Source organism: Colwellia sp. BRX9-1, from assembly GCF_014077195.1.
Taxonomy (GTDB): Bacteria; Pseudomonadota; Gammaproteobacteria; order Enterobacterales; family Alteromonadaceae; genus Colwellia_A.
On sequence record NZ_JACGVM010000013.1, the window covers coordinates 112,418 to 132,478 of the forward strand.

12 protein-coding genes and 1 tRNA gene are annotated in these 20,061 nt (G+C 39.6%); 4 read left to right on the forward strand and 9 right to left on the reverse strand.

Going from position 1 to position 20,061, the window contains the following annotated elements:
- Positions 1-41: 41 nt before the first annotated feature.
- Positions 42-701 carry a 7-cyano-7-deazaguanine synthase QueC gene (gene queC / locus H4J76_RS13105; RefSeq protein WP_070376829.1) on the reverse strand — a complete coding sequence of 220 codons (660 nt, stop codon included), beginning with the start codon at positions 699-701 and terminating at the stop codon, positions 42-44.
- A 79-nt stretch (positions 702-780) separates the two neighbouring features.
- On the opposite strand from queC, the gene queE reads away from it, so the two are divergent.
- On the forward strand, positions 781-1,455 hold the full coding sequence (queE, locus tag H4J76_RS13110) for a 7-carboxy-7-deazaguanine synthase QueE (RefSeq protein ID WP_182172356.1): 675 nt from the start codon (positions 781-783) through the stop codon (positions 1,453-1,455).
- Between the two features lie 4 nt (positions 1,456-1,459).
- Here queE and pdsS read toward each other — a convergent pair whose 3' ends face one another.
- Together pdsS and pdsR are read right to left on the reverse strand one after the other, a co-directional pair.
- Positions 1,460-3,655, reverse strand: coding sequence for a proteobacterial dedicated sortase system histidine kinase (gene pdsS, locus H4J76_RS13115; RefSeq protein WP_182230786.1), 2,196 nt, complete (start codon positions 3,653-3,655; stop codon positions 1,460-1,462).
- Complete coding sequence (gene pdsR, locus H4J76_RS13120) at positions 3,645-4,343, reverse strand: proteobacterial dedicated sortase system response regulator (RefSeq protein ID WP_182217405.1); 699 nt, start codon at positions 4,341-4,343, stop codon at positions 3,645-3,647. The genes pdsS and pdsR overlap by 11 nt, the downstream gene beginning before the upstream one ends.
- A 196-nt stretch (positions 4,344-4,539) precedes the next feature.
- On the opposite strand from pdsR, the gene pdsO reads away from it, so the two are divergent.
- Positions 4,540-5,340 carry a sortase-associated OmpA-like protein PdsO gene (gene pdsO / locus H4J76_RS13125; protein WP_182172364.1) on the forward strand — a complete coding sequence of 267 codons (801 nt, stop codon included), beginning with the start codon at positions 4,540-4,542 and terminating at the stop codon, positions 5,338-5,340.
- Positions 5,341-5,513: 173 nt separating this feature from the next.
- On the opposite strand, the gene H4J76_RS13130 is transcribed toward pdsO, so the two are convergent.
- The 5 genes from H4J76_RS13130 to H4J76_RS13150 all read right to left on the reverse strand — a co-directional run bounded on the left by H4J76_RS13130 (position 5,514) and on the right by H4J76_RS13150 (position 16,637).
- Positions 5,514-7,322: an alpha-amylase family glycosyl hydrolase gene (locus H4J76_RS13130; RefSeq protein WP_182217407.1), complete on the reverse strand. Its 1,809-nt coding sequence runs from the start codon at positions 7,320-7,322 to the stop codon at positions 5,514-5,516.
- A 50-nt stretch (positions 7,323-7,372) separates the two neighbouring features.
- Positions 7,373-9,553, reverse strand: coding sequence for a 4-alpha-glucanotransferase (gene malQ / locus H4J76_RS13135; protein WP_182172370.1), 2,181 nt, complete (start codon positions 9,551-9,553; stop codon positions 7,373-7,375).
- A gap of 105 nt (positions 9,554-9,658) precedes the next feature.
- Positions 9,659-11,812, reverse strand: coding sequence for a glycogen debranching protein GlgX (glgX, locus tag H4J76_RS13140; RefSeq protein WP_070376836.1), 2,154 nt, complete (start codon positions 11,810-11,812; stop codon positions 9,659-9,661).
- The gene (glgB, locus tag H4J76_RS13145) at positions 11,812-14,100 is read right to left on the reverse strand and encodes a 1,4-alpha-glucan branching protein GlgB (protein WP_182217409.1); all 2,289 of its coding nucleotides are present in this window, start codon (positions 14,098-14,100) and stop codon (positions 11,812-11,814) included. Before glgB ends, glgX begins: the two co-directional genes overlap by 1 nt.
- Positions 14,101-14,132: 32 nt before the next feature.
- A complete protein-coding gene (locus H4J76_RS13150) occupies positions 14,133-16,637 on the reverse strand; it encodes a glycogen/starch/alpha-glucan phosphorylase (protein ID WP_182217411.1) in 2,505 nt (834 codons plus the stop codon).
- A gap of 438 nt (positions 16,638-17,075) precedes the next feature.
- Here H4J76_RS13150 and H4J76_RS13155 point away from each other — a divergent pair, with 438 nt between their 5' ends.
- Complete coding sequence (locus tag H4J76_RS13155) at positions 17,076-18,107, forward strand: LacI family DNA-binding transcriptional regulator (RefSeq protein ID WP_182217413.1); 1,032 nt, start codon at positions 17,076-17,078, stop codon at positions 18,105-18,107.
- An 83-nt stretch (positions 18,108-18,190) separates the two neighbouring features.
- Here H4J76_RS13155 and H4J76_RS13160 read toward each other — a convergent pair whose 3' ends face one another.
- The gene (locus H4J76_RS13160) at positions 18,191-19,642 is read right to left on the reverse strand and encodes an MFS transporter (RefSeq protein WP_182217415.1); all 1,452 of its coding nucleotides are present in this window, start codon (positions 19,640-19,642) and stop codon (positions 18,191-18,193) included.
- A 303-nt stretch (positions 19,643-19,945) separates the two neighbouring features.
- Here H4J76_RS13160 and H4J76_RS13165 point away from each other — a divergent pair.
- Positions 19,946-20,036: transfer RNA gene (locus H4J76_RS13165), tRNA-Ser, on the forward strand.
- Positions 20,037-20,061: the final 25 nt, after the last annotated feature.

The following is a 20,061-nucleotide window of genomic DNA, read 5'->3' on the forward strand; positions in this document are numbered from 1 at the left end:
AAAAAAGATAAAACACCTTGCCGTGTTTTATCTTTTATTTATCAAGATTCGTAACTTAACGGATCGGTAACATTATTATCACTGAAAGCTTCTAAACGCTCTTGGCAGGCACCACATTTTCCACAGGCTTTTTCACGGCCGTTATAACACGTCCAAGTATTATCATAGCTTAAGCCCATTTTTAATCCATCGGTTAAAATATCACTTTTAGTAACCGTTAAATAAGGGCTAAATATTTCTACTGACTCGTAGTTAGCTATTTTACACACCTCATTCATTTTCATTACAAATTCGGGACGACAATCAGGATATATTGCATGGTCTCCTGAATGTGCGCCGTAATAAACTTGGCTAGCCCCCACTGAAACGGCATAACCGACCGCAAGTGATAACAAAATCATGTTACGGTTAGGTACAACCGTTGATTTCATACTTTCAGCTTCGTAATGACCTTCAGGAATATCAATATTGTCGGTTAATGAAGAACCAGCAAGCAATTGATTAATAGATGATATATCGATAATTTTATGGTTTACATCAAGTGATTGACAAACCGTACTGGCAAATTCAATTTCTTTGACATGACGCTGTCCGTAATCAAAGGTTAATGCGAACACTTCTTTGCCATCATGCAAGGCGCGATTAAGAACAGTGAATGAGTCCATGCCACCAGAATAAATAACAACAACTTTGTTTGTCATTTCTAAAGTCTCTTAGGGTATAATTAATATCGCGCATTTTACTTCAATTTACACCAGCAATAAACAGGCAAAAACCCCGATGACCGTAAAATACAAAATTAATGAATTATTTGAAACTATTCAAGGAGAGGGCGCTTTTACCGGTCAACCTTCAATTTTTATCCGTTTACAAGGTTGCCCCGTTGCTTGCTCGTGGTGTGATACTAAGCATACTTGGGCAATAAACCTTGAAGATGAAGTAACACCGAATGCTATGTTAACAAAAGAAGCTGAATCTCAAACGTGGTCAGCGCTTACGGTTAAAGATATTTTAGCGATGATAACGGCAGAAGGTTATCAAGCCAAACACATTGTTATCACAGGCGGTGAGCCAGCGATGGTTGATTTACTCCCTCTGTGCCAAGCACTTGAAACCAATGGTTTTAGTTGTCAATTAGAAACATCGGGTACTTTTGAAATACAGGTGACGGATAAGTGCTGGGTGACTGTTTCACCCAAAGTAAACATGAAGGGTGGCTACAAAATATTAAACTCAGCGATGTTACGTGCCAATGAAATTAAACATCCAGTGGCGACTGAGCAGCATATAGACGACTTAAAAGCGTTATTAGCCGAACATAATATTGTTAACACCCAAGTTTATTTGCAACCGATCAGCCAAAAAGAACGAGCAACAGCGTTAGCAATAAAAAGCTGTATTGAAAATAATTGGCGTTTATCCGTTCAAGTACATAAATATTTAGGTATAGAGTAAATAATTACTTTACCTGCAATGGCAAGGTAATCGACACCGTGACACCTTGCGGATTATGATGATTACTTGCCACGATATGCCCCTGATGAAATTCACAAATCAAGCGGGCAATATATAAGCCTAAGCCCAAATGAGGAGTCTTATCTTCTTTCATTTGCGGTGTTTCACGCATTGAAACCATAGAATCAAAAAGTCGCTCTTCCATCGTGTCGGGTAATAACGTGCCGTTATTGCTAACGTGAATGGTGATGTCTTTGTTTTTCAACGCTGTCGTTATGAAAAGTTTATTATCATCACTAAACTCTACGGCATTAGTGACAACCTTATCTAATAATTGCGCTATATGCTCAGGCGATCCCGCCAACATTACTTTTTTATCTGAGGCCAAATACTCAATAGTAAAGTTAGGGTATATCTGCTGATATCCTTGTACACAACCATTAAGCACGTCAAAGACATTAAAACTGACCTTGTCAGTTTGATTGAGCATTTGTTCAAGACGAGTCGCTTCACTCATATTGGTTAATATATTGTTTAAGCGATTAATACCACTTTGGGCACGGTCAATGTAAGCGGAACTTTTCTCAGGTAAGGCTTGTAAAGACAAATTTTCTAAGGATGTTCTAACAATCGCTATCGGGGTGCGGAGTTCATGTGAGAGTCGTGACGACATATTTTCTAAGTAATGATTGTACTGGCTTAAACGATTTACTGCCGTAGAAAAACTGCGAGAGAGGTCGCCAATTTCATCATTGGCTGTTGATACTTGCATACTCTCGGCTATCTCGTTATTGATTCGACCGTGTTCATCAATAGCAATTTCTGCCTGATTACGCAGTTGGCGAATGCGATTTGAAATACGTGACGCAAAAAAGAAAAAAGCGAAAGCACCCAATAACATAATCGCTAAAATTGACGTAAACAATTTCTCTAAGGCTTTATTTCGTACACTGAGAATGCCATTGGTTGTTTCTTCAACAATGACCGCACCGTTGACCTTATCACTGATATAAATAGGGTATGCAGCTGATATGATTACCGCTTTTTTATCTGTGGTTAATCGCCATTGAGATTTTGGCATACCCGCAAGTGCGGCTTCAATATGTTCACCCGTTAGGTTTTGCGTGTCGTAAAGACGGTCAATAAAATCATCTTGAGGTTTGTTGAGCAAATGTTGAAATAACGGTTGTAAGTATTTTTGTGTCCAAGCATACCAAGAGCCATCGTTATCAGAGTTATTGATGTTTTTTTGCCATAAGCCACTGGCTTTTTTTATGTCGCCACTTTTTGCTAGTACGCGATGATGTTGATCAACCACCCAAATACGTGACTGTGTGTAACTCATGCCCTTTACTATGCGTTCAATTTCAGGTGACGGCACCAAAATGGTGCCTAAGGTTGCTGCGCTACTTGGATCTGCACTGCCTATTATTGTTGTGGCTGCACTTAATGGCGTATCGACATCATGAATGGCAAAGGCTAAGCGATCGCTGATTTTAGTTAAAGGGATGCGCAGTTCAATATTATAACCTTGCTCGGTATTGCGCCATTGGCCCTGAATGAAGCTAACGGGCTTTGGAAATTGAAGCCGTTCATTACTTTCAAGATCATTAATGCGATAGGCAGCAAGCCAGCCCTGATTTTTATTACTGACGATAAAGCGTTGAAAATTGCCATTAATATCGTTGAATGATAATTCCAGATGATCATTTTTGTTGATGGCTCGAGCATTTTCATCACGATAAATAACCGTATCGTCGATCACCTGAATAAAAAAGTATAAGTATTTATCATATTTTCCAACAGCGGCACTGAAATGATTAGTGAGCTTATCAACGCTTAATTGCCGACCAAGCTGGTTATTAACCCCATAGTAGTGGGACTTTTCTTGAAAACTTGGCCAGTCGTTGGGTAAACCGTCGAGATTTATCGCTTGGGATAACTGATAACCGTAAAGGTCTTTACCTTTTTCAACATCGGGTAAGAAACTGGCTTGGTTATTAAAAAGGTTAGGGCGTTCATGCAACGAAGTCGCGAGGGCTCTTGCTGTTCCTATGATTGTTTGTTCTTGACCAAAGCGTAAATACTTTTCCATTTCCCATACGTATTGATAACCAAACCAGGGAATGGCAAAGAGAAAACTAGACAGGAGTAAAAGCTTAGTTCGTAAGCCGAAACGAAAATTGAGCTTATTTTTCATCTTTGTTCCAACGATAGCCCATGCCATAAACTGTTTCTATGCAGTTAAAGTCTTTATCTATTTGGTTAAATTTTTTACGAATACGTTTTACATGGGAAGTAATGGTACTGTCATCGACATAGATGTTGGAGTCTTTCATCAGTTGTTGACGGTTCTTAACATGTCCGGGGTTTTTAGCTAAGGCAAAGACCATCCAAAATTCGGTGATCGTTAAATCAACACTTTGTTGTTGCCAAACAATGCTCATTCGTTGATTGTCGATAGTTAGCGGCCCTAATGTGAGTAAACTACTTTCAGCAGTTGGCTGTTTTAGTGCTTCTTGGCGACGAAAGAGGGCTGCAATGCGCGCTGATAAATGTGGCAGGCTAATATCTTTAGTTAAATAATCGTCAGCACCAATACGCAATCCTGACACCGTATCAACATCATTATCACGCGCAGTTAAAAAAATAATAGGCAAGGTCGTTGATATATTCCTAAGCCATTGGCATAGGGTAAAACCGCCGTCATATTCTTGCTCTAAGCCAATATCCAATATCACAAGGTGTGGCAAACTTATTGCAAAGGCCTTACAGGCGTTTTCTCTATTAGCAAAGGTCTGCACTTGATAACCTTGAACACGCAGCACATCCGCATAGTTTTCTCTTATAGCGGCTTCATCTTCGACTATGGCAATTCGTTTTAACACTCTATACGACTCTATTGGTTAACTTATTTTAAGGCACTATATAAGAGTTTTTTTATAAATGCGCGCAATTGTTGTAATTGCCACATTGTTGCCACATTTGCTCATTACTTTGCCTTTTTTGTGTCGTTTCAAAGCCTATTTTTCTTGTTTTAATTACCTCGTCAACAAAAAACACCTTAATCATTTAGGAATTAACATGAAAAAAATTAACAGTAAATTAAACCCAGCGAAACTTTTCTTAATCACAGCGCTTATTGCTGCACCGACATTAAGTCATTCCGCATACGCCTTTGAAAAGTCAAACTTAACAGCAAGCGATTCGGTTGAACTTAGTGACAGAGATAAAGAAAGTATTGGCTTAGGTAGCGGCATGATCATTGGCGCGATATTTGGTGGTCCTATTGGCGCTATTTTAGTGGGAGCGACCGGTACACTTATTGCGAAAACACAAAACGATAAAGAAAATTTGAGTGAACTACAGGCGTCATTGAAAAAGCAAGAGCATGATTATTTGCAGGCTGCAAACGAGTTCCGCCGCAATTTACAACGCTCTGAACAAAATCATCAATTAGAATTATCGGTTTTAGAACAAAACTTTGATAAAAAACACCAAAATGCCAGTCAACTACAAGCTGAAAATTTACTGATGAGTTTACAATTTTCAACTGGCTCTAGTGACTTACAGCCGCACTATAAAAGTCAAATCGTTGCTTTGGCAGAAATGTTACAACAATCGCCAAAACTCTTTATCGATTTATCGGGTTATACCGATAAACAAGGTAATAAAAAATCAAACCAAGCGCTGTCTATTGCTCGTGTTAACACCGTTAAAAATGCCTTAATTGACCAAGGCGTTAAAGCAGAACGCATTAAACTGTTTGCTTTTGGTGAGCAAGCGCCGGTAGTGGCTAACACTCAACAAGAAGTCAGTTTTTATGACCGACGTGTGGTAATAAAGCTGCACAGTAACACCGAGCAAGTGGCTAATAATTATTAAGTGTTGGTATAAGTGAAGGTAAAGGTGTGTTCAATCATTTATTTAAATAAGATAAGGAGGTGAAACAGCAAATAATGAAATAGTTTACTAATTAAAGAATAAATTAAAAACCAAGGACACTCCCATAGCGCCTTGGTTTTTCTTTATCTGTGCAAAAAATACTAAACCTTCAGCTACCTGACCTGATAAATAGCAAAACTTAACGGGGGAACGGTTAATGTTCCATCGACAAACTCATTATTTTTAAAGGCTGGGTATATTTTTTCGCCATTTTTGAGGGTAAAGCCTAACGCTACAGACTTTTCTGTTTTTGCTGTATTAAAGACAATAATGATTTCTTCTTCGTCTTTTAATGTACGAGATACCGCAAAAATCCCCGGCTTATTATCAGCATTTATGAATTTTTGTTCGCCAAACCTAAGTGCTGGGTATTGATAATAGATATCCGCATACTCAGCAAATGTCTTATAAAATAGATGATTTTCATCAAAGTTGTCATCAGCGGTTGTTTTAATATTTGCGAGTAAATCATCATCGTTGTAGCTGTCTACCAAGGAAGGCATCATGTCTTGGCGAGAGTCTTTATCTCCGCCATCACCAACAAAACCTTGCTCGTCGCCATAATAGACAATTGGCACGCCACGCAGAAAGTAAACCATCGCATGGGCTAGCAAGGTGCGTTGAATAATTTCTGCTTCGCTATAGTTGAAATCACTACTTTTCAACATGCCTGAAAAACGTCCCATGTCATGGTTACCGGTAAAGTTAAGCAACTGATTGGCATTACTGTCACTGTCATTATAGTAAGCATCACTCTCGAACACCTCAACAAGTTTATGTGTTCCTTGCTGTTTAATAAGGGTGTCTTGTAAAGCAAATTGTAAGGAAAAATCAAGTACAGACTGCATTTTACCTACAGTGGTATAAGCACTTAATTCTTTAACATCGCCACTATATACTTCACCAAACATAAAAAATTCTGGAATACCAATCGCTTTTGCGTGGTCAACAAGCGCAGGGGCAAAATCTGCCCAAAACTCTATATTGACGTGCTTTACGGTATCAATTCTAAAACCATCAGGTTTAAATTCACTGATGACATTTTTGAATATTTCGGTCATGCCTGTAACCACTTCAGGTGAGTTAGTATCAATATCATCTAAGCCACTAAAGTCGCCATATATCGAGTTTTCTCCTTCATAGGTTGTATCTCCTTGGTTGTGATAATATTTTTTATCATTTAACCAAGCGGGTGATTTAAGGTTTTCTTGGCCTTTAGGAATAACGGCTTGATAAGTATCACCCGCTGCCACTTGAGCAAGTGTTTTATATAAACAGCCATCATTTTCTTTCATCAAATACTGTAAGCCATCTTCGCCGTGACATTCAACATACTTAATAACGTCAGCGGTGTGGTTAGTAATAATGTCAAAAAATACTTTTATATTCTCTTTATGTGCAGCGTTAATGAAACGTTTTAAATCTTCATTACTGCCCAAATGTGGGTCAATTTCATTAAAGTCCAAGATCCAGTAACCATGATAACCCGAAGAATCACCTTGCATGGCCTGATTACGCATAATAGGTGTTAACCAAATAGCGCTAATCCCCATACCTTTCAAATAAGGCAGTTTAGCCTGCAAACCTTGAATGTCACCGCCGTGATACATGCCTTTGTCGGCTTTATCAAAACCACCAGCAGATATTATGTCGGTCTTAGAACCTTGGTCATTATCGGTGTTGCCATTATAAAAACGGTCGGGCATAACAAAGTAAAAAACTTCATCTTGTATATTTCTATTTAAATAAGGAGCTAAATCGTCAGCATTTTTAAGTGGTAAGGCTTTTGCCTCACTTAAGCTGGCTGATTTTTCTATGTGAATTGGCTTAGTTTCATTACAAGCGCTAAGAAATAGGCCACTTAAGATAAGTAGCGCAATCTTTGATTTTTTTAATGTGAATGTACTATTTGTTATTATCATTATATTCTCATCCATTATTGTGTTCATTAAAATCGACATTATGACTAATATTAGCTTTTTGGTCTGGCTTTTTGCATCGCTTGTGCAAGCAATTTAACAGAATCTTTTTGCCAAAACTCAGTCATAGTTACCGGTAATTTTTGACGCCAGTTAGGGTGTTCATCGATAGTGCCGGGAATGTTAACTTGTTCAACAATCTCTAAGGTGTCTTCTAATGGAATAAGTTGGATATGGCTGTGTGCTTTCGCCATATATTTCTGGACGGCAATTGATAATTCAGTATTGATTATTGCCGGACTTTGTTGCGGCGCTTTTGTTACATCGATAACGTCTAAGTCTGCTAATGCTGCAACTAACAAGCTACGGTCTTGTATACGAGCTTGGCGTTCTTGTTGGCCCATTTCGTCTGATGGATATAGATTCAATGCTTGTCGCCAATGTAAATCACGTCCAGTCCACCAACCGGTAAGGGTAGGTAAATCGTGTGTTGACACTGTTACCATAGATTGGGCTGGATACAACTCCGGGCGTTTAAATAAACCCGACTCCCAACGCTCAAAAAATAGCACCTTGTATGATAGTAAACCTGCGGCGGCCATTATTTCACTAAAGCCATCGGGCACCGTGCCTAAGTCTTCGCCGATAACCACACAGTCATTACGACGAGATTCAAGGGCAATAATGCGCAATATATCTTTAAATGGAAAGGTAATATAAACACCTTGATCGGCTTTCATGCCCGGCGCTACCCAATATTGACGCATTAAACCTAAAATATGATCAATACGTAAAGCACCTGCATATTGCATATTACTGCGCAGTGCCTTTATTAAGGGTAAATATCCTTGTTGCTGCAGTGCTACTGGGTTAATCGGCGTTAGCCCCCAATCTTGCCCTAAGGTATTCATAGCATCGGGTGGAGCACCAACCGCTGCACCAGACACATAAACATCTTTATCAGACCAAACATCAACGCCCGAGCCGTCACAACCAACCGCAAGGTCTAGATATAAACCAATCGGCATGCCAGCTTGTTCTGTTAATGCGGCAACATCAGTTAACTGGCGATGAGCTAGCCATTGCAAAAAAGCAAAGTAATCAAGACGTTTAGCATGCTGTTGTTGAAAAGCAGCGACTTGTGCTGAATGTGGTGATTGAAACTCACTCGGCCACATTTTCCAACCATAAGCATTAGAATCAATCATTCTAAAATACTCATATAAGGCGTCAAAGGTGGTTAACAGTAATAAATCATCGCCTTGCTCGGCTTTAAAGTCGCTGAACTCTTGGTAGGTCGCGCTTACATTCTGGTCATTATTCGCTTGAATGAAGTCTTCAAAGAGTAATTCAATAATTTCAAATTTAACATCAGCAACGCCAGGGTAATCGATAAGTTCAGTGTTACGGACGAAGTTAACTTTTGCTTGAAATTCATCACTGTTAAAGCGAAGTTGAGCGGCCTTGCAGCTTGAAAAGTTAGGTACCTGGGTAACATCAATATACAAACTATTGAGAAAACAACGGCTGGTCGGGGAATAAGGGCTGCGATGTGCGGGATTATTTTGATACAAGGGATGCAACGGATTTAAACCTATGGCGGCAGCGCCTTGCTCGGCAGAATTTTTAACCAGTGTTTTTAAATCACCAAAATCGCCCATTCCCCAATTACTTTCACTTTTGAGTGAATATAACTGCGCAGCATATCCCCACATTTTTTCTGGTGAGGCTTCCTGTGGGCTATAACAAGTTTTAGGCGCAAAAATCAAATGACAACTTGCTGTTTGTTGGCCATAACTCAGCTTAAGCTTATGATAACCTTGCGATAACAAAGGGAGTGTTAAGGCAAGCTTTCGATATTCTTTATCGGCAAGCTGATTTTTTTCTTGGAAAATTAACTCGCTAACCAACACTTCACCCGTTAAGATTTCGCTTTGCTCAGTAGTTATCTGCCAAGTAACTTTTAAACTTTCATCTACCGGTAGGCTAATAATAATAGTGTGACTGTGTTCTTCAAGCTTAGCAATATGGACGCCAGGCAACATTTTACGCCAGCTATCTTCTTGTAAGGCTGTAATACTGTTATTGATAGTATGGTTATTAGACAGGTCATAACCCATAGCACAAAGTAGGCTATGCCTAGCACTTTCGTTTGCCGGAACTTGGTGCCCATAACTATCAGTGTAACTTCTGTGAAAGCCAACTAGGTCGGCAAGTTTTTCTATCAAATTCATAAGTTTAATACTCTATTCTTTTTGAGTGGCTAAAGGAATACTTTTGCCAATGCTTGTGGTGATTTTGTTATCTACGATTCAACTACTTAACGCAGAACCGTATTGCTATTTGTCTTTTGGGCTATGTAAATACCGCAATACCACACAGCTATGTTCAGCAATAGTAATAGCGGGGTGTCTAATGTTTTTTGGCGATTTTTTGTCAGCGTAACTGTATTCTTGATTATCAACAGCGGTATCAATGAGCACTTGCCAGTAACCGTTAAGTACTGGCAATAAGAAGTTGATACTGCGCTGATGAGCATTAAAAATAATCAGTAGGGCATCGTCTTGCTGATGTTCAGGAGTAGATGAGCGTTCGGTATTGGCTAACATCATTGCAAAGCACTTGATGGATTGATCATGCCAATTGTCTTTAGTCATCGCTTTACCGTGACAATTTAACCAACTGATATCAGCTAAACCGGTATGTTCACTTACTTTTACACCGTGTTGATAATGTGTTCTGTTTAATAGCGGATGTGCTTTTCGCAGTGCAATTAATTTTTTAACAAAATCTGATTCTTGCTGTGCTTGTGGGCTTTGCCAATCTAGCCACGATATTTCATTATCTTGGCAGTAAGCATTATTGTTACCGCGCTGGCTATTATTGAGTTCATCGCCACTGAGTAACATCGGCGTGCCTTGAGCAATAAAGAGGGTGGTCAGTAAATTGCGTTTTTGCTGGCGGCGTAAAAGACTAATTCTACAATTGTCGGTTGGCCCTTCAGTCCCTAAATTATTACTAAAGTTACTGTTATGGCCGTCATGGTTTTGTTCGCCGTTCGCCTTGTTTTGCTTGTTATTGAAGCTCACTAAATCGGTTAAGGTAAAACCATCATGTGAAGTAATAAAATTAACACTGGCACTAGGTCGACGACTGGGCTGTTCAAAAATGTCACTTGAGCCGTGCAAACGTTTAGCAAACTCTGCAACTAAGCCTTGTTCACCTCGCCAGAAGCGTCGACAAGAGTCACGAAAACGATCGTTTAGCTCTAACCAGCTATTGGGAAAACGGCCTAGTTGATAGCCGCCATGACCGACATCCCAAGGTTCGGCAATAAGTTTAACTCTTGATAAGATAGGATCTTGTCTTATACTGGTAAAAAAGTGATTGTTGGCTTTAAAATCAGGTGCATCGCGCCCTAGTACTGGCGCTAAGTCGAAACGAAAACCGTCAACGCCCATGATTTCTACCCAGTAGCGCAAACTGTCAGTGATCAGTTGAATAACACGAGGGTGCTGCACATTAATGGTATTGCCGCACCCTGAAAAATTCTCATAATAGCGTTTGTCAGCTGGGTGTAAACGATAATAACTAGCATTGTCTATGCCTTTAAAGCTCAGCGTTTGACCAAGTTCATCACCTTCTGCCGTATGGTTATAAACCACATCAAGAATAACTTCGATACCTGCTTCATGGTAAGTTTCAACCATAGAACGAAACTCGCCAACCTCACCTGAGTGGCAGTAAGCGGCGTGCGGAACAAAAAATGAAATGGTGTTATAGCCCCAGTAATTAGTTAACCCTTTGTCTTGGACAAAGTCCTCATTAATAAACTGTTGCACGGGTAGCAGTTCAATACTGGTTACCCCTAAAGACTTTAAATACTGGCAAACCTTTTTATTAGCAAGACCCGCGAATGTTCCGCGTAGCTCAATGGGTACATCGGGATTTTGTTGGGTAAAGCCTTTAACATGTAATTCATAAAGAATGGTGTCACGGCGACGAACTTGTGGATGCGTTTGACTAAACAGTAATGGTGAAACAACCACACACTTTGGCATAGTCGCCGAATTATCCCGATTATCAACGGTTAAATCTTTTTGGGTGCTTTTTAGATCATAACTAAAATTAAGGTCGCTGCGGATAAAGCTACCGTGCAATTTTTTAGCATAGGGGTCTAACAATAATTTATTAGCATTAAAACGATGGCCATTATGAGGTTCAAAAGGACCATGTACGCGGTAGCCATATAAACAACCTTCTGCGATCCCTTCAACGAAACCATGCCAAACATCATCGGTAAACTCAGGTAATTCAATGCGCTGTAGTTCATATTTACCGTCACCTGAAAATAGACAAAGCTCTACTTTTGTTGCATGTGCAGAAAATAGGGCAAAGTTACAGCCCAGACCACTTTTAGCCAGTGAAGCACCCATCGGATACGAACGCCCCGAAGTTACTTTGTATGCAGTGTTAATTGCGCAAGTTGTCATTATTTACCCTCAAGTGGTAAACGTACATCTTTGAGGATAAACATCGCTGTCGCTAACGGGGGTACAGTAATGTCTATATAGTGTTGCTGACCTTGCCAGGCCAATTCTACACTCGGTAAAATACCTAGGTTCAAGGTGTTACTGCCGCCATAAATTTCAGCGTCCGAGTTAAGTAATTCGACGTACTCTCCCGATTTTGGTACCCCTAATTTAACGTTATGATGGGTTTGTGAGGTAAAGTTACATACCACGACAACCGCATTCTCTTGGGCGTCATTGCCAAAACGAATAAAGCTGTAAATTGATTGTTCGCTGTTTTGATGATCTAACCAACTAAAACCCTCGCTTTGGCAATCTTTTTCATAGAGTGCTGGCGTGTTGCAATAAACCTTATTTAACGCTTTAATCAGTCGCTGTACGCCACTGTGCCAGTGAACGTCAAGTTGATGCCAATCAAGTTCGTGGTCATGATCCCATTCTTTACCTTGGGCAAATTCACAGCCCATAAATAGTAGCTTTTTACCGGGATGTGCCCACATAAAACTGTAATAAGCGCGTATATTGGCAAACTGTTGCCAAGCATCATCGCCAGGCATCTTTTGTAAAATAGAGCCTTTACCATGAACGACTTCGTCATGACTAAGTGGCAGAATAAAGTTTTCATCAAAGGCATAAACTAGGCTAAAGCTAAGTTCGTTATGGTGATGGCAACGATGCACAGATTCACGCTGCATGTATTGTAAACTGTCGTTCATCCAGCCCATATTCCATTTATAACCAAAGCCTAAACCGCCATCATGGGTCGCGCGAGAAACACCCGGCCATGACGTAGACTCTTCGGCAACAGAAAATGTACCAGGGTATTGTTGATAGAGTTCTTCGTTAAAGCGTTTTAAAAAGTCGACAGCGGCTAAGTTTTCTCTGCCTCCGTGGATGTTAGGGATCCATTCATTTTCTTTGCGGCTGTAGTCGAGATAAAGCATCGAGGCAACTGCGTCAACGCGAATGCCATCAACATGGTATTTATCTAACCAATGCAGGGCACTTGCTCGCAAAAAATTAGCAACTTCAACACGCTCGTAATTATAAATATGGGTATTCCAGTCGGGGTGATATCCCTGTCTGGGGTCTTCATGCTCAAAAAGATGAGTACCATCGAAGGTCGCTAAACCGTGATCATCACTTGGAAAATGTCCCGGTACCCAATCAATCAATAAGCCTAAATTGGCTTGATGACAGGCATCAACAAAATACTGAAAGTCAGCTTCATTACCAAACCGAGCTGTTGGTGCAAATAAGCCAACCGGTTGATATCCCCATGAACCATCGAATGGAAATTCACTGACCGGCATTAGCTGAATATGGGTAAAACCCATTGATAAAGTGTAAGGAATAAGCTGGTCAGCTATCTGACGGTAATTTAAAAATTCGTTATTTTTATCTCGGCGCCAAGAGCCTAAATGGACTTCGTAAATTGAAATTGCAGCGTTTCTACTGTTACGTTTTTCACGTTTGGCTAACCAATCTTGGTCTTGCCAAAGGTAATTGTCTTTTGCACTGATAATTGACGCTGTGTCAGGTCGGTATTGGGCTTGGTTGCCATAAGGGTCGGCTTTAAATGGTAACGTGTTACCGTTTTTGTCTTTAATCGCATACTTATATTGTTGCCCAACTGACGCTTGTGGGATAAATATATTCCAATAGCCACTAGCGACATCGCCCAAGGTGATATTTTGCATGGCATGGCTACGTTCATCCCAGTGATTAAAGTCACCAAGCAAAGAAACATGACTGGCATTAGGTGCCCAAACAGCAAACGAAACACCCTGAATTTTTTGGCCATTAAGGGTTTTATTTTGCAGATGAGCGCCTAATTTCTCGTAAGGTTTTTGATGATTACCTTGTTGCAGCAAGTAAATATCAAGCTCCCCTAAGGTAGCTGAAAACTGATAGGGATCGTCAATTAACCATGATGCGTTTGCAGAGGTCAGCTTGAGTTTATAAGTGAATAATTTTTTACGACGTAGCTTAAGTGAGTAAAGTCCACTGTGATGAACTTTCACCAACTTACCTAATGATTTTATCTGTTCATTACTATTAAGTTGCGCTGATTTTTTATTAGGGGCTAAGGCCATTATCTCAACAGCGTCAATATCGTTAAGGTGAGGAAAATAGCAAGTGATCCGTAAATAACGAGTGTTTTGGTCAGCATTTAACCCTAAAACCTCGTAAGGTGTCTTATGGCAAGCGCTGACTAAAGCTTTGATGTCATTTACAGATAAACTCATATATTTTCCTCAGTTTTCTTAATAATTAATGCTTAAGCGCTCGGTGTTAAAAACCAAATGTTTTTCACATAGTCTTCAATCGAGCGATCAGAATTAAATTTACCCATCAACGCCGTATTTAAAATGGCCATTTTTGCCCAACGTTTTTTGTCTTGATAAGCGACACCTAAGTCTTGTTGAGCGTCACTGTAGCTTTCAAAATCAGCCAGCACTTTGTATGGATCGCCACCTTCAAGGAAACTTTGTTTAATCGAAGATAATTCTCCCATATGGCCTGGCGTAAAGTAGTCCGTGTCTAACCAGTCTAAACAGGCTTTGATTTCATTATTCGTTTCATAAAAGTGATAAGGGTTGTAGCCTTTGTTATCTAGGGCTTTAACTTCATCAACGGTTAAGCCAAAGATGAAAATATTGTCGTCGCCAACTTCTTCAGCTATTTCAATGTTTGCGCCATCTAAAGTCCCAATGGTTACGGCACCGTTGAGGGCGAGCTTCATATTGCCAGTACCAGAGGCTTCTTTACCTGCTGTTGATATTTGCTCTGAAACATCGGCTGCCGGAATTATTTTTTCGGCTAAACTGACCCGATAGTTAGGTAAAAACACCACTTTTAATTTGTCTTGAATGCGGGTGTCATTATTGATTTTTTCAGCAATTTTATTGGTTGCGTAAATAATTTCTTTGGCTAACTGATAGCCCGGCGCTGCTTTTGCACCAAAGATAAATACGCGTGGTTGCATAGGTAAGTCAGGATCAGCCAATAAACGGCGGTATAGCGCTAAGATATGCAATAAATTAAGGTGCTGGCGTTTGTATTCATGAAGTCGTTTAATTTGGACATCAAAAATGGCCTCTGGGCTGACATCTATACCGGTTAAGGTTTTAATTTCAGTGGTTAATGCCACTTTGTTTTGATGTTTAATTGCCATGAATTTCTTTTGGAAACTGGCATTATCAGCAAGGGTTGATAATGAAGATAAGCTGTTTAAGTTTTTAGCCCAGTCATCGTCAACGTGCTTTGATAGTAATTCAGACAGTAATGGGTTACATGATTTCAACCAACGTCTTGGGGTAATACCATTAGTTACATTGGTTAATTTCTCTGGCCAAAGTTGGTTGAATTCTGGGAATAGATCTTTTTTTACTAAGTCTGAATGGATTTGAGCAACACCGTTAACTTTATGTGAAGTAATGACACATAAATGTGCCATACGGACTTTACGTTGTTCACCTTCTTCAATAATTGAAAGGCGAGCGCGCATTGCCTCGTTGTTTGGCCACATCGCATTCACTTCATCATTCAAAAATGCTTCGTTGATACGATATAAAATAGTTAAATGGCGTGGTAGTACACGTTCAAATAATGAAACAGACCATTTTTCTAACGCTTCAGGTAACAGGGTATGGTTAGTATAAGAAAATACTTTACCGGCTAATTGCCAGGCGTTTTGCCATGAGAAGTCATACTCATCAAGTAATACGCGCATTAACTCTAAAATGGCAATGGTAGGGTGGGTATCGTTGAGTTGGATCGCTACTTTTTCAGCAAAGTTTGTACTACTTCCTTGGGTAAGTGGACCAAATTGCAGCTGATAACGACTAATAATGTCTTTAATTGAACAAGCACAGAAAAAGTACTGTTGAATAAAGCGTAATTCATTACCCGCATCGTGTTCGTCATTAGGATAAAGAACTTTAGATACTGTTTCAGCATTGACTTGATCGTGGTGCGCTTGTAGATAGTCACCCTGATTAAGGGTATCCCAGTCAAAGGCAGAGTCTGCGCGACATTCCCATAAGCGTAAAGCATTTACGGTTGACGAGTTATAGCCAACGATAGGAATATCCCAAGGAACTCCTTTGAGCATTTTTCCTGCACGCCAAACCGATGTTAAACTACCGTCGGCTTGTGCTTGTTGTTCAACATAACCATAAACGGGAATAAGCTGGGTAGATTCAGGACGGCAAATTTCCCAAGGACTACCAAACTCACGCCACATATCAGGCTGTTCTATTTGGTGTCCGTCTTTAAAACTTTGTTTGAATAAACCATGTTGGTAATGAATGCCGTAACCCATAGCGTTGTAATCAAGTGTCGCTAATGAATCAAGAAAACATGCGGCTAAACGGCCTAATCCACCATTACCTAGGGCTAAATCAGCCCCTTCTTCACATAAATCGGCTAAATCAAAACCAAGTGATTTAAGGGCCTTTTCGGTATTTTTATATAAATCTAAATTATGTAAGTTGTTAGAAAGTAGTCGCCCCATCAAATATTCAAGTGACAGGTAGTTAATACTTTTAGTCGCTGATTTTGCTTGTTGAACCTTACTTGCTTGCAGTTTATCAATAATAATTTCATTAAGCGCCATTGATGTCGCTTGCCAATAAGCCTGCTTGTTTTGTGGTGTATTTTTGTAGGCGTCTTCACAAATAACGCGATCACCTAAGGTACTGTTCAAATGGTGCTGAATGCGTTTTTTTAAGTCAGTGGCGGTAATATCAGCTGTGCTACTTTTTATTTTTTTATTTATCATAATAAATTTTTATCATCAAAAACCGTCTTGTTCGTTGCTGACGTTTTGATTTATTTCCTGTTTATTTAAAATCTGTGGCGTATATATAGGACTTTATTCATCCTTATTTTTTATTTGCATCAGTCGTACGAATTCTTTCCACAATAAATAACGTGATGATTAAATTATGCCGATGTTAGAAATTAGAGCAATAAACTACATACGTATGCATGATGGATTTATGCACTATTTGCCATGCATACGTATGCATTTTTGATGATTATTGGCGCTTGATGAAAAGTTCAGGGTGATGACTTACTCGCTACCTTTAAAATTTGATGGAAGTCGGCGTTTATCAGCTGAGTAATTTTTTGCTTTACTCTTAATAAGGTATACAAGGCTAGGGGGCTAAGTTAGTATCTAAGTAGTATATTTATTAATAAGTTATTGGTTAATTTAATGGTTAAAGCTAAAAATACTTCGTTTGATATTGCTTATCGTGCGGGCGTTTCTCAGTCAACAGTTTCAAGAGCACTACGTAATAGTCCGTTAGTAAATGAAGAAACACGGCTACGTGTTCAAGCCATTGCCAAAGAACTTAATTACAAAGTAGATAAAAACGCCAGCAGTTTACGTACTCAACGTAGTGGCACCATTGCCTTGCTATTGTTTGAAGACCCAACCAACGATGACTCATTAATCAATCCTTTTTTTATGTCAATGTTAGGCAGCATTACCCGAGCTTGTGGTAATAAGGGCTATGATTTATTAGTCTCTTTTCAGCAAATGAGCCACGATTGGCATGCTGACTTTGAAGATACCCGTAAAGCTGACGGGATAATATTGTTGGGTTATGGTGACTACACCGATTACGAAGAAAAGCTTGTTCAGTTAATAGAGCAAGAAACCCATTTCGTTCGTTGGGGGGCTGAAGTAAAAGACCTCGATGTTGTCTCTGTCGGTTGCGATAACTTCCAAGGAGGCTATCAACTCACCGAACATGTCATTAATAATAACCGCAAAAAATTTGCTTTTTTAGGCGGAGTTTCAACGGGCTCTCCTGAATTTTTAGATCGTTATTTAGGTCATTGTAAAGCGCAAACTGATCACGACTTAGTCGTTAATACCCAACTTCAATTTGACGCGATTTCTACCGAAGAATCTGGCCATAACGCTGCATTAAACCTTATTAAGGGTGGTGAAAGTTTTGATGCCATTATGGCGGCCAGTGATTTAATTGCCGTGGGTGCGATGCGCGCTTTGCAAGAACACAATATGCGCGTACCCGAAGATATAGCCGTGTTTGGTTTTGATGATATTCCGGTTGCTAGTTTTACTTTTCCGACCTTAACTACAGCTAAACAAGATACGATGTTAGCAGGGGAGTTATTAGTAGAAAAGCTTTTAGCACTAGTGAATGGCGAAGAAGCAAAAACAGAGTTGATGGCAACCACACTTGTGGTTCGTCAATCTTGTGGCAGTGGCAATTGATGTTTTATAGTGTTTATGTAGGTTAGTTTTTCACTAACAAATTTTAGGTAGAGCCCTAACCTACAAACAAAAGCGAGTAGAGGTTACTCGCTTTTTTCTTTGACAAAATAAACGGATACAGCACCAAGTACCATAGAGACACCCGCTAAGATAATAATATTTATTGCCTGGTTTTCAAAAACTGAATTTAATATCCAGCCAGCAAAAATTCCTGAGATAATTTGTGGCGCGGCAATGGTAAAGTTAAAAATCCCCATGTATACACCGGTTTTGTTGGCAGGTAATGCACCAGCAAGTATTGAGTATGGCATTGCTAAAATAGCAGCCCAAGCAATACCTACACCTATCATAGGAATAAATAAAGTAACCGCGCCTTGTGGCACCGTGATTTCAGTGATCAATAAATTGACTAAAGTTGGTTCAGGGTTATTGATAAACATAAAGCTTAAATAACCTAAGCCACCGGCGAGTAAGGAAAACGAGTAAACCGCTTTTCGGCCGAAGGTATTGGCAAGCTTGGCCAGCACAATTGAGAAAAAGGCCGCAAACAAAGAATACGCTGCAAACAAAATACCTACCCAGTCACCAGCTGCGCCTTTTGCCGCAGCGATATCATTGGGAATACCACCAACAGAGCTAATATAGGTAGGGTCAAACCACTTTACATCTATGCCCCAAACCTGTTGAGCAATGGCCGGCATGGTATAAACCCACATAATGAATAGAGAAAACCAAGAGAAAAACTGTACGAGTGCTAAACGCTTCATTACCTCGGGCATAGATTTCATTAGGCCAACGAAGTCAGTTAGTTTTTCAATTAACGACTTTTCAATGGCTTGTTCTTTGGCAACCTGTTCAGCATCCATTCCTTTGAACTCATAATATTCTTTAGGTGAATATTCTTTAGTTTTAAAAACTGTCCATAACACCGAACCTAATAAAACCGTGGCGCCGATATAAAATGCCCAAACAACGGATGGAGCAATACTACCTTGCTGTGAGGTGTTCTCTAAACCAACAACATTTGTAAGAACAAATGGCAATATAGAGCCGATAACGGCACCAATATTAATCAAAAAGGCTTGGATAGCGTAACCCTTGTTCATTTGATTATCGGGCACCATATCAGACACTAGCGCTCTAAAAGGTTGAAAAGCGATATTAAAAGATGCGTCCATAACCGCTAACATCATCGCACCAAAAATCATTGGTGTGATAACAGAGACAAATAACGGCGCGTTTGGCATTAATAACATACCGACAGTTGCGCATATGGCACCGATTAATATATAGGGGTTACGGCGACCAAACTTATTCCATGTTCTATCTGACGCTGCGCCGACGAGAGGCTGGATAAGTAAGCCCATAATAGGAGCGAGCAACCAAAATAAAGATAAAGAGTGCAGATCAGCACCCAAGTCTGAAAGTATTCGACTGACATTAGCGTTTTGTAAGGCAAAGCCAAATTGAACGCCCAAAAAGCCGAAGCTAACATTCCATATTTGCCAAAAACTGAGTTGAGGTTTGTTTTTCATTTATTATTTTTCTTATGAGAGTAACACACGATGAAGTTATATAATCACAACCAAAAAACTGACACAACAAATTACATACGTATTCAGCATGATATAAACAGGTAATATTATTATTTAAATACAGGTAAAGTTTTTGTGTAAATCGTCAATAATGGTAAATTATCGCTAAATAGCTGTTTTTTTCGCACACTTGCTGATTTATCGAACATAAAGAAGAAATAGTAAAATTAGTGCTTTACAAATGCTATTGCAGGTCTTAATATCTGCCCCGTCTTGAAGCAAGCAATTGTTTTAAGACATTCAGGTGAGATGGCTGAGTGGTCGAAAGCACTGGTCTTGAAAACCAGCAAGGGTTTATAGCCCTTCTAGAGTTCAAATCTCTATCTCACCGCCAAACAAAGAAAAACCGCTAATCGAAA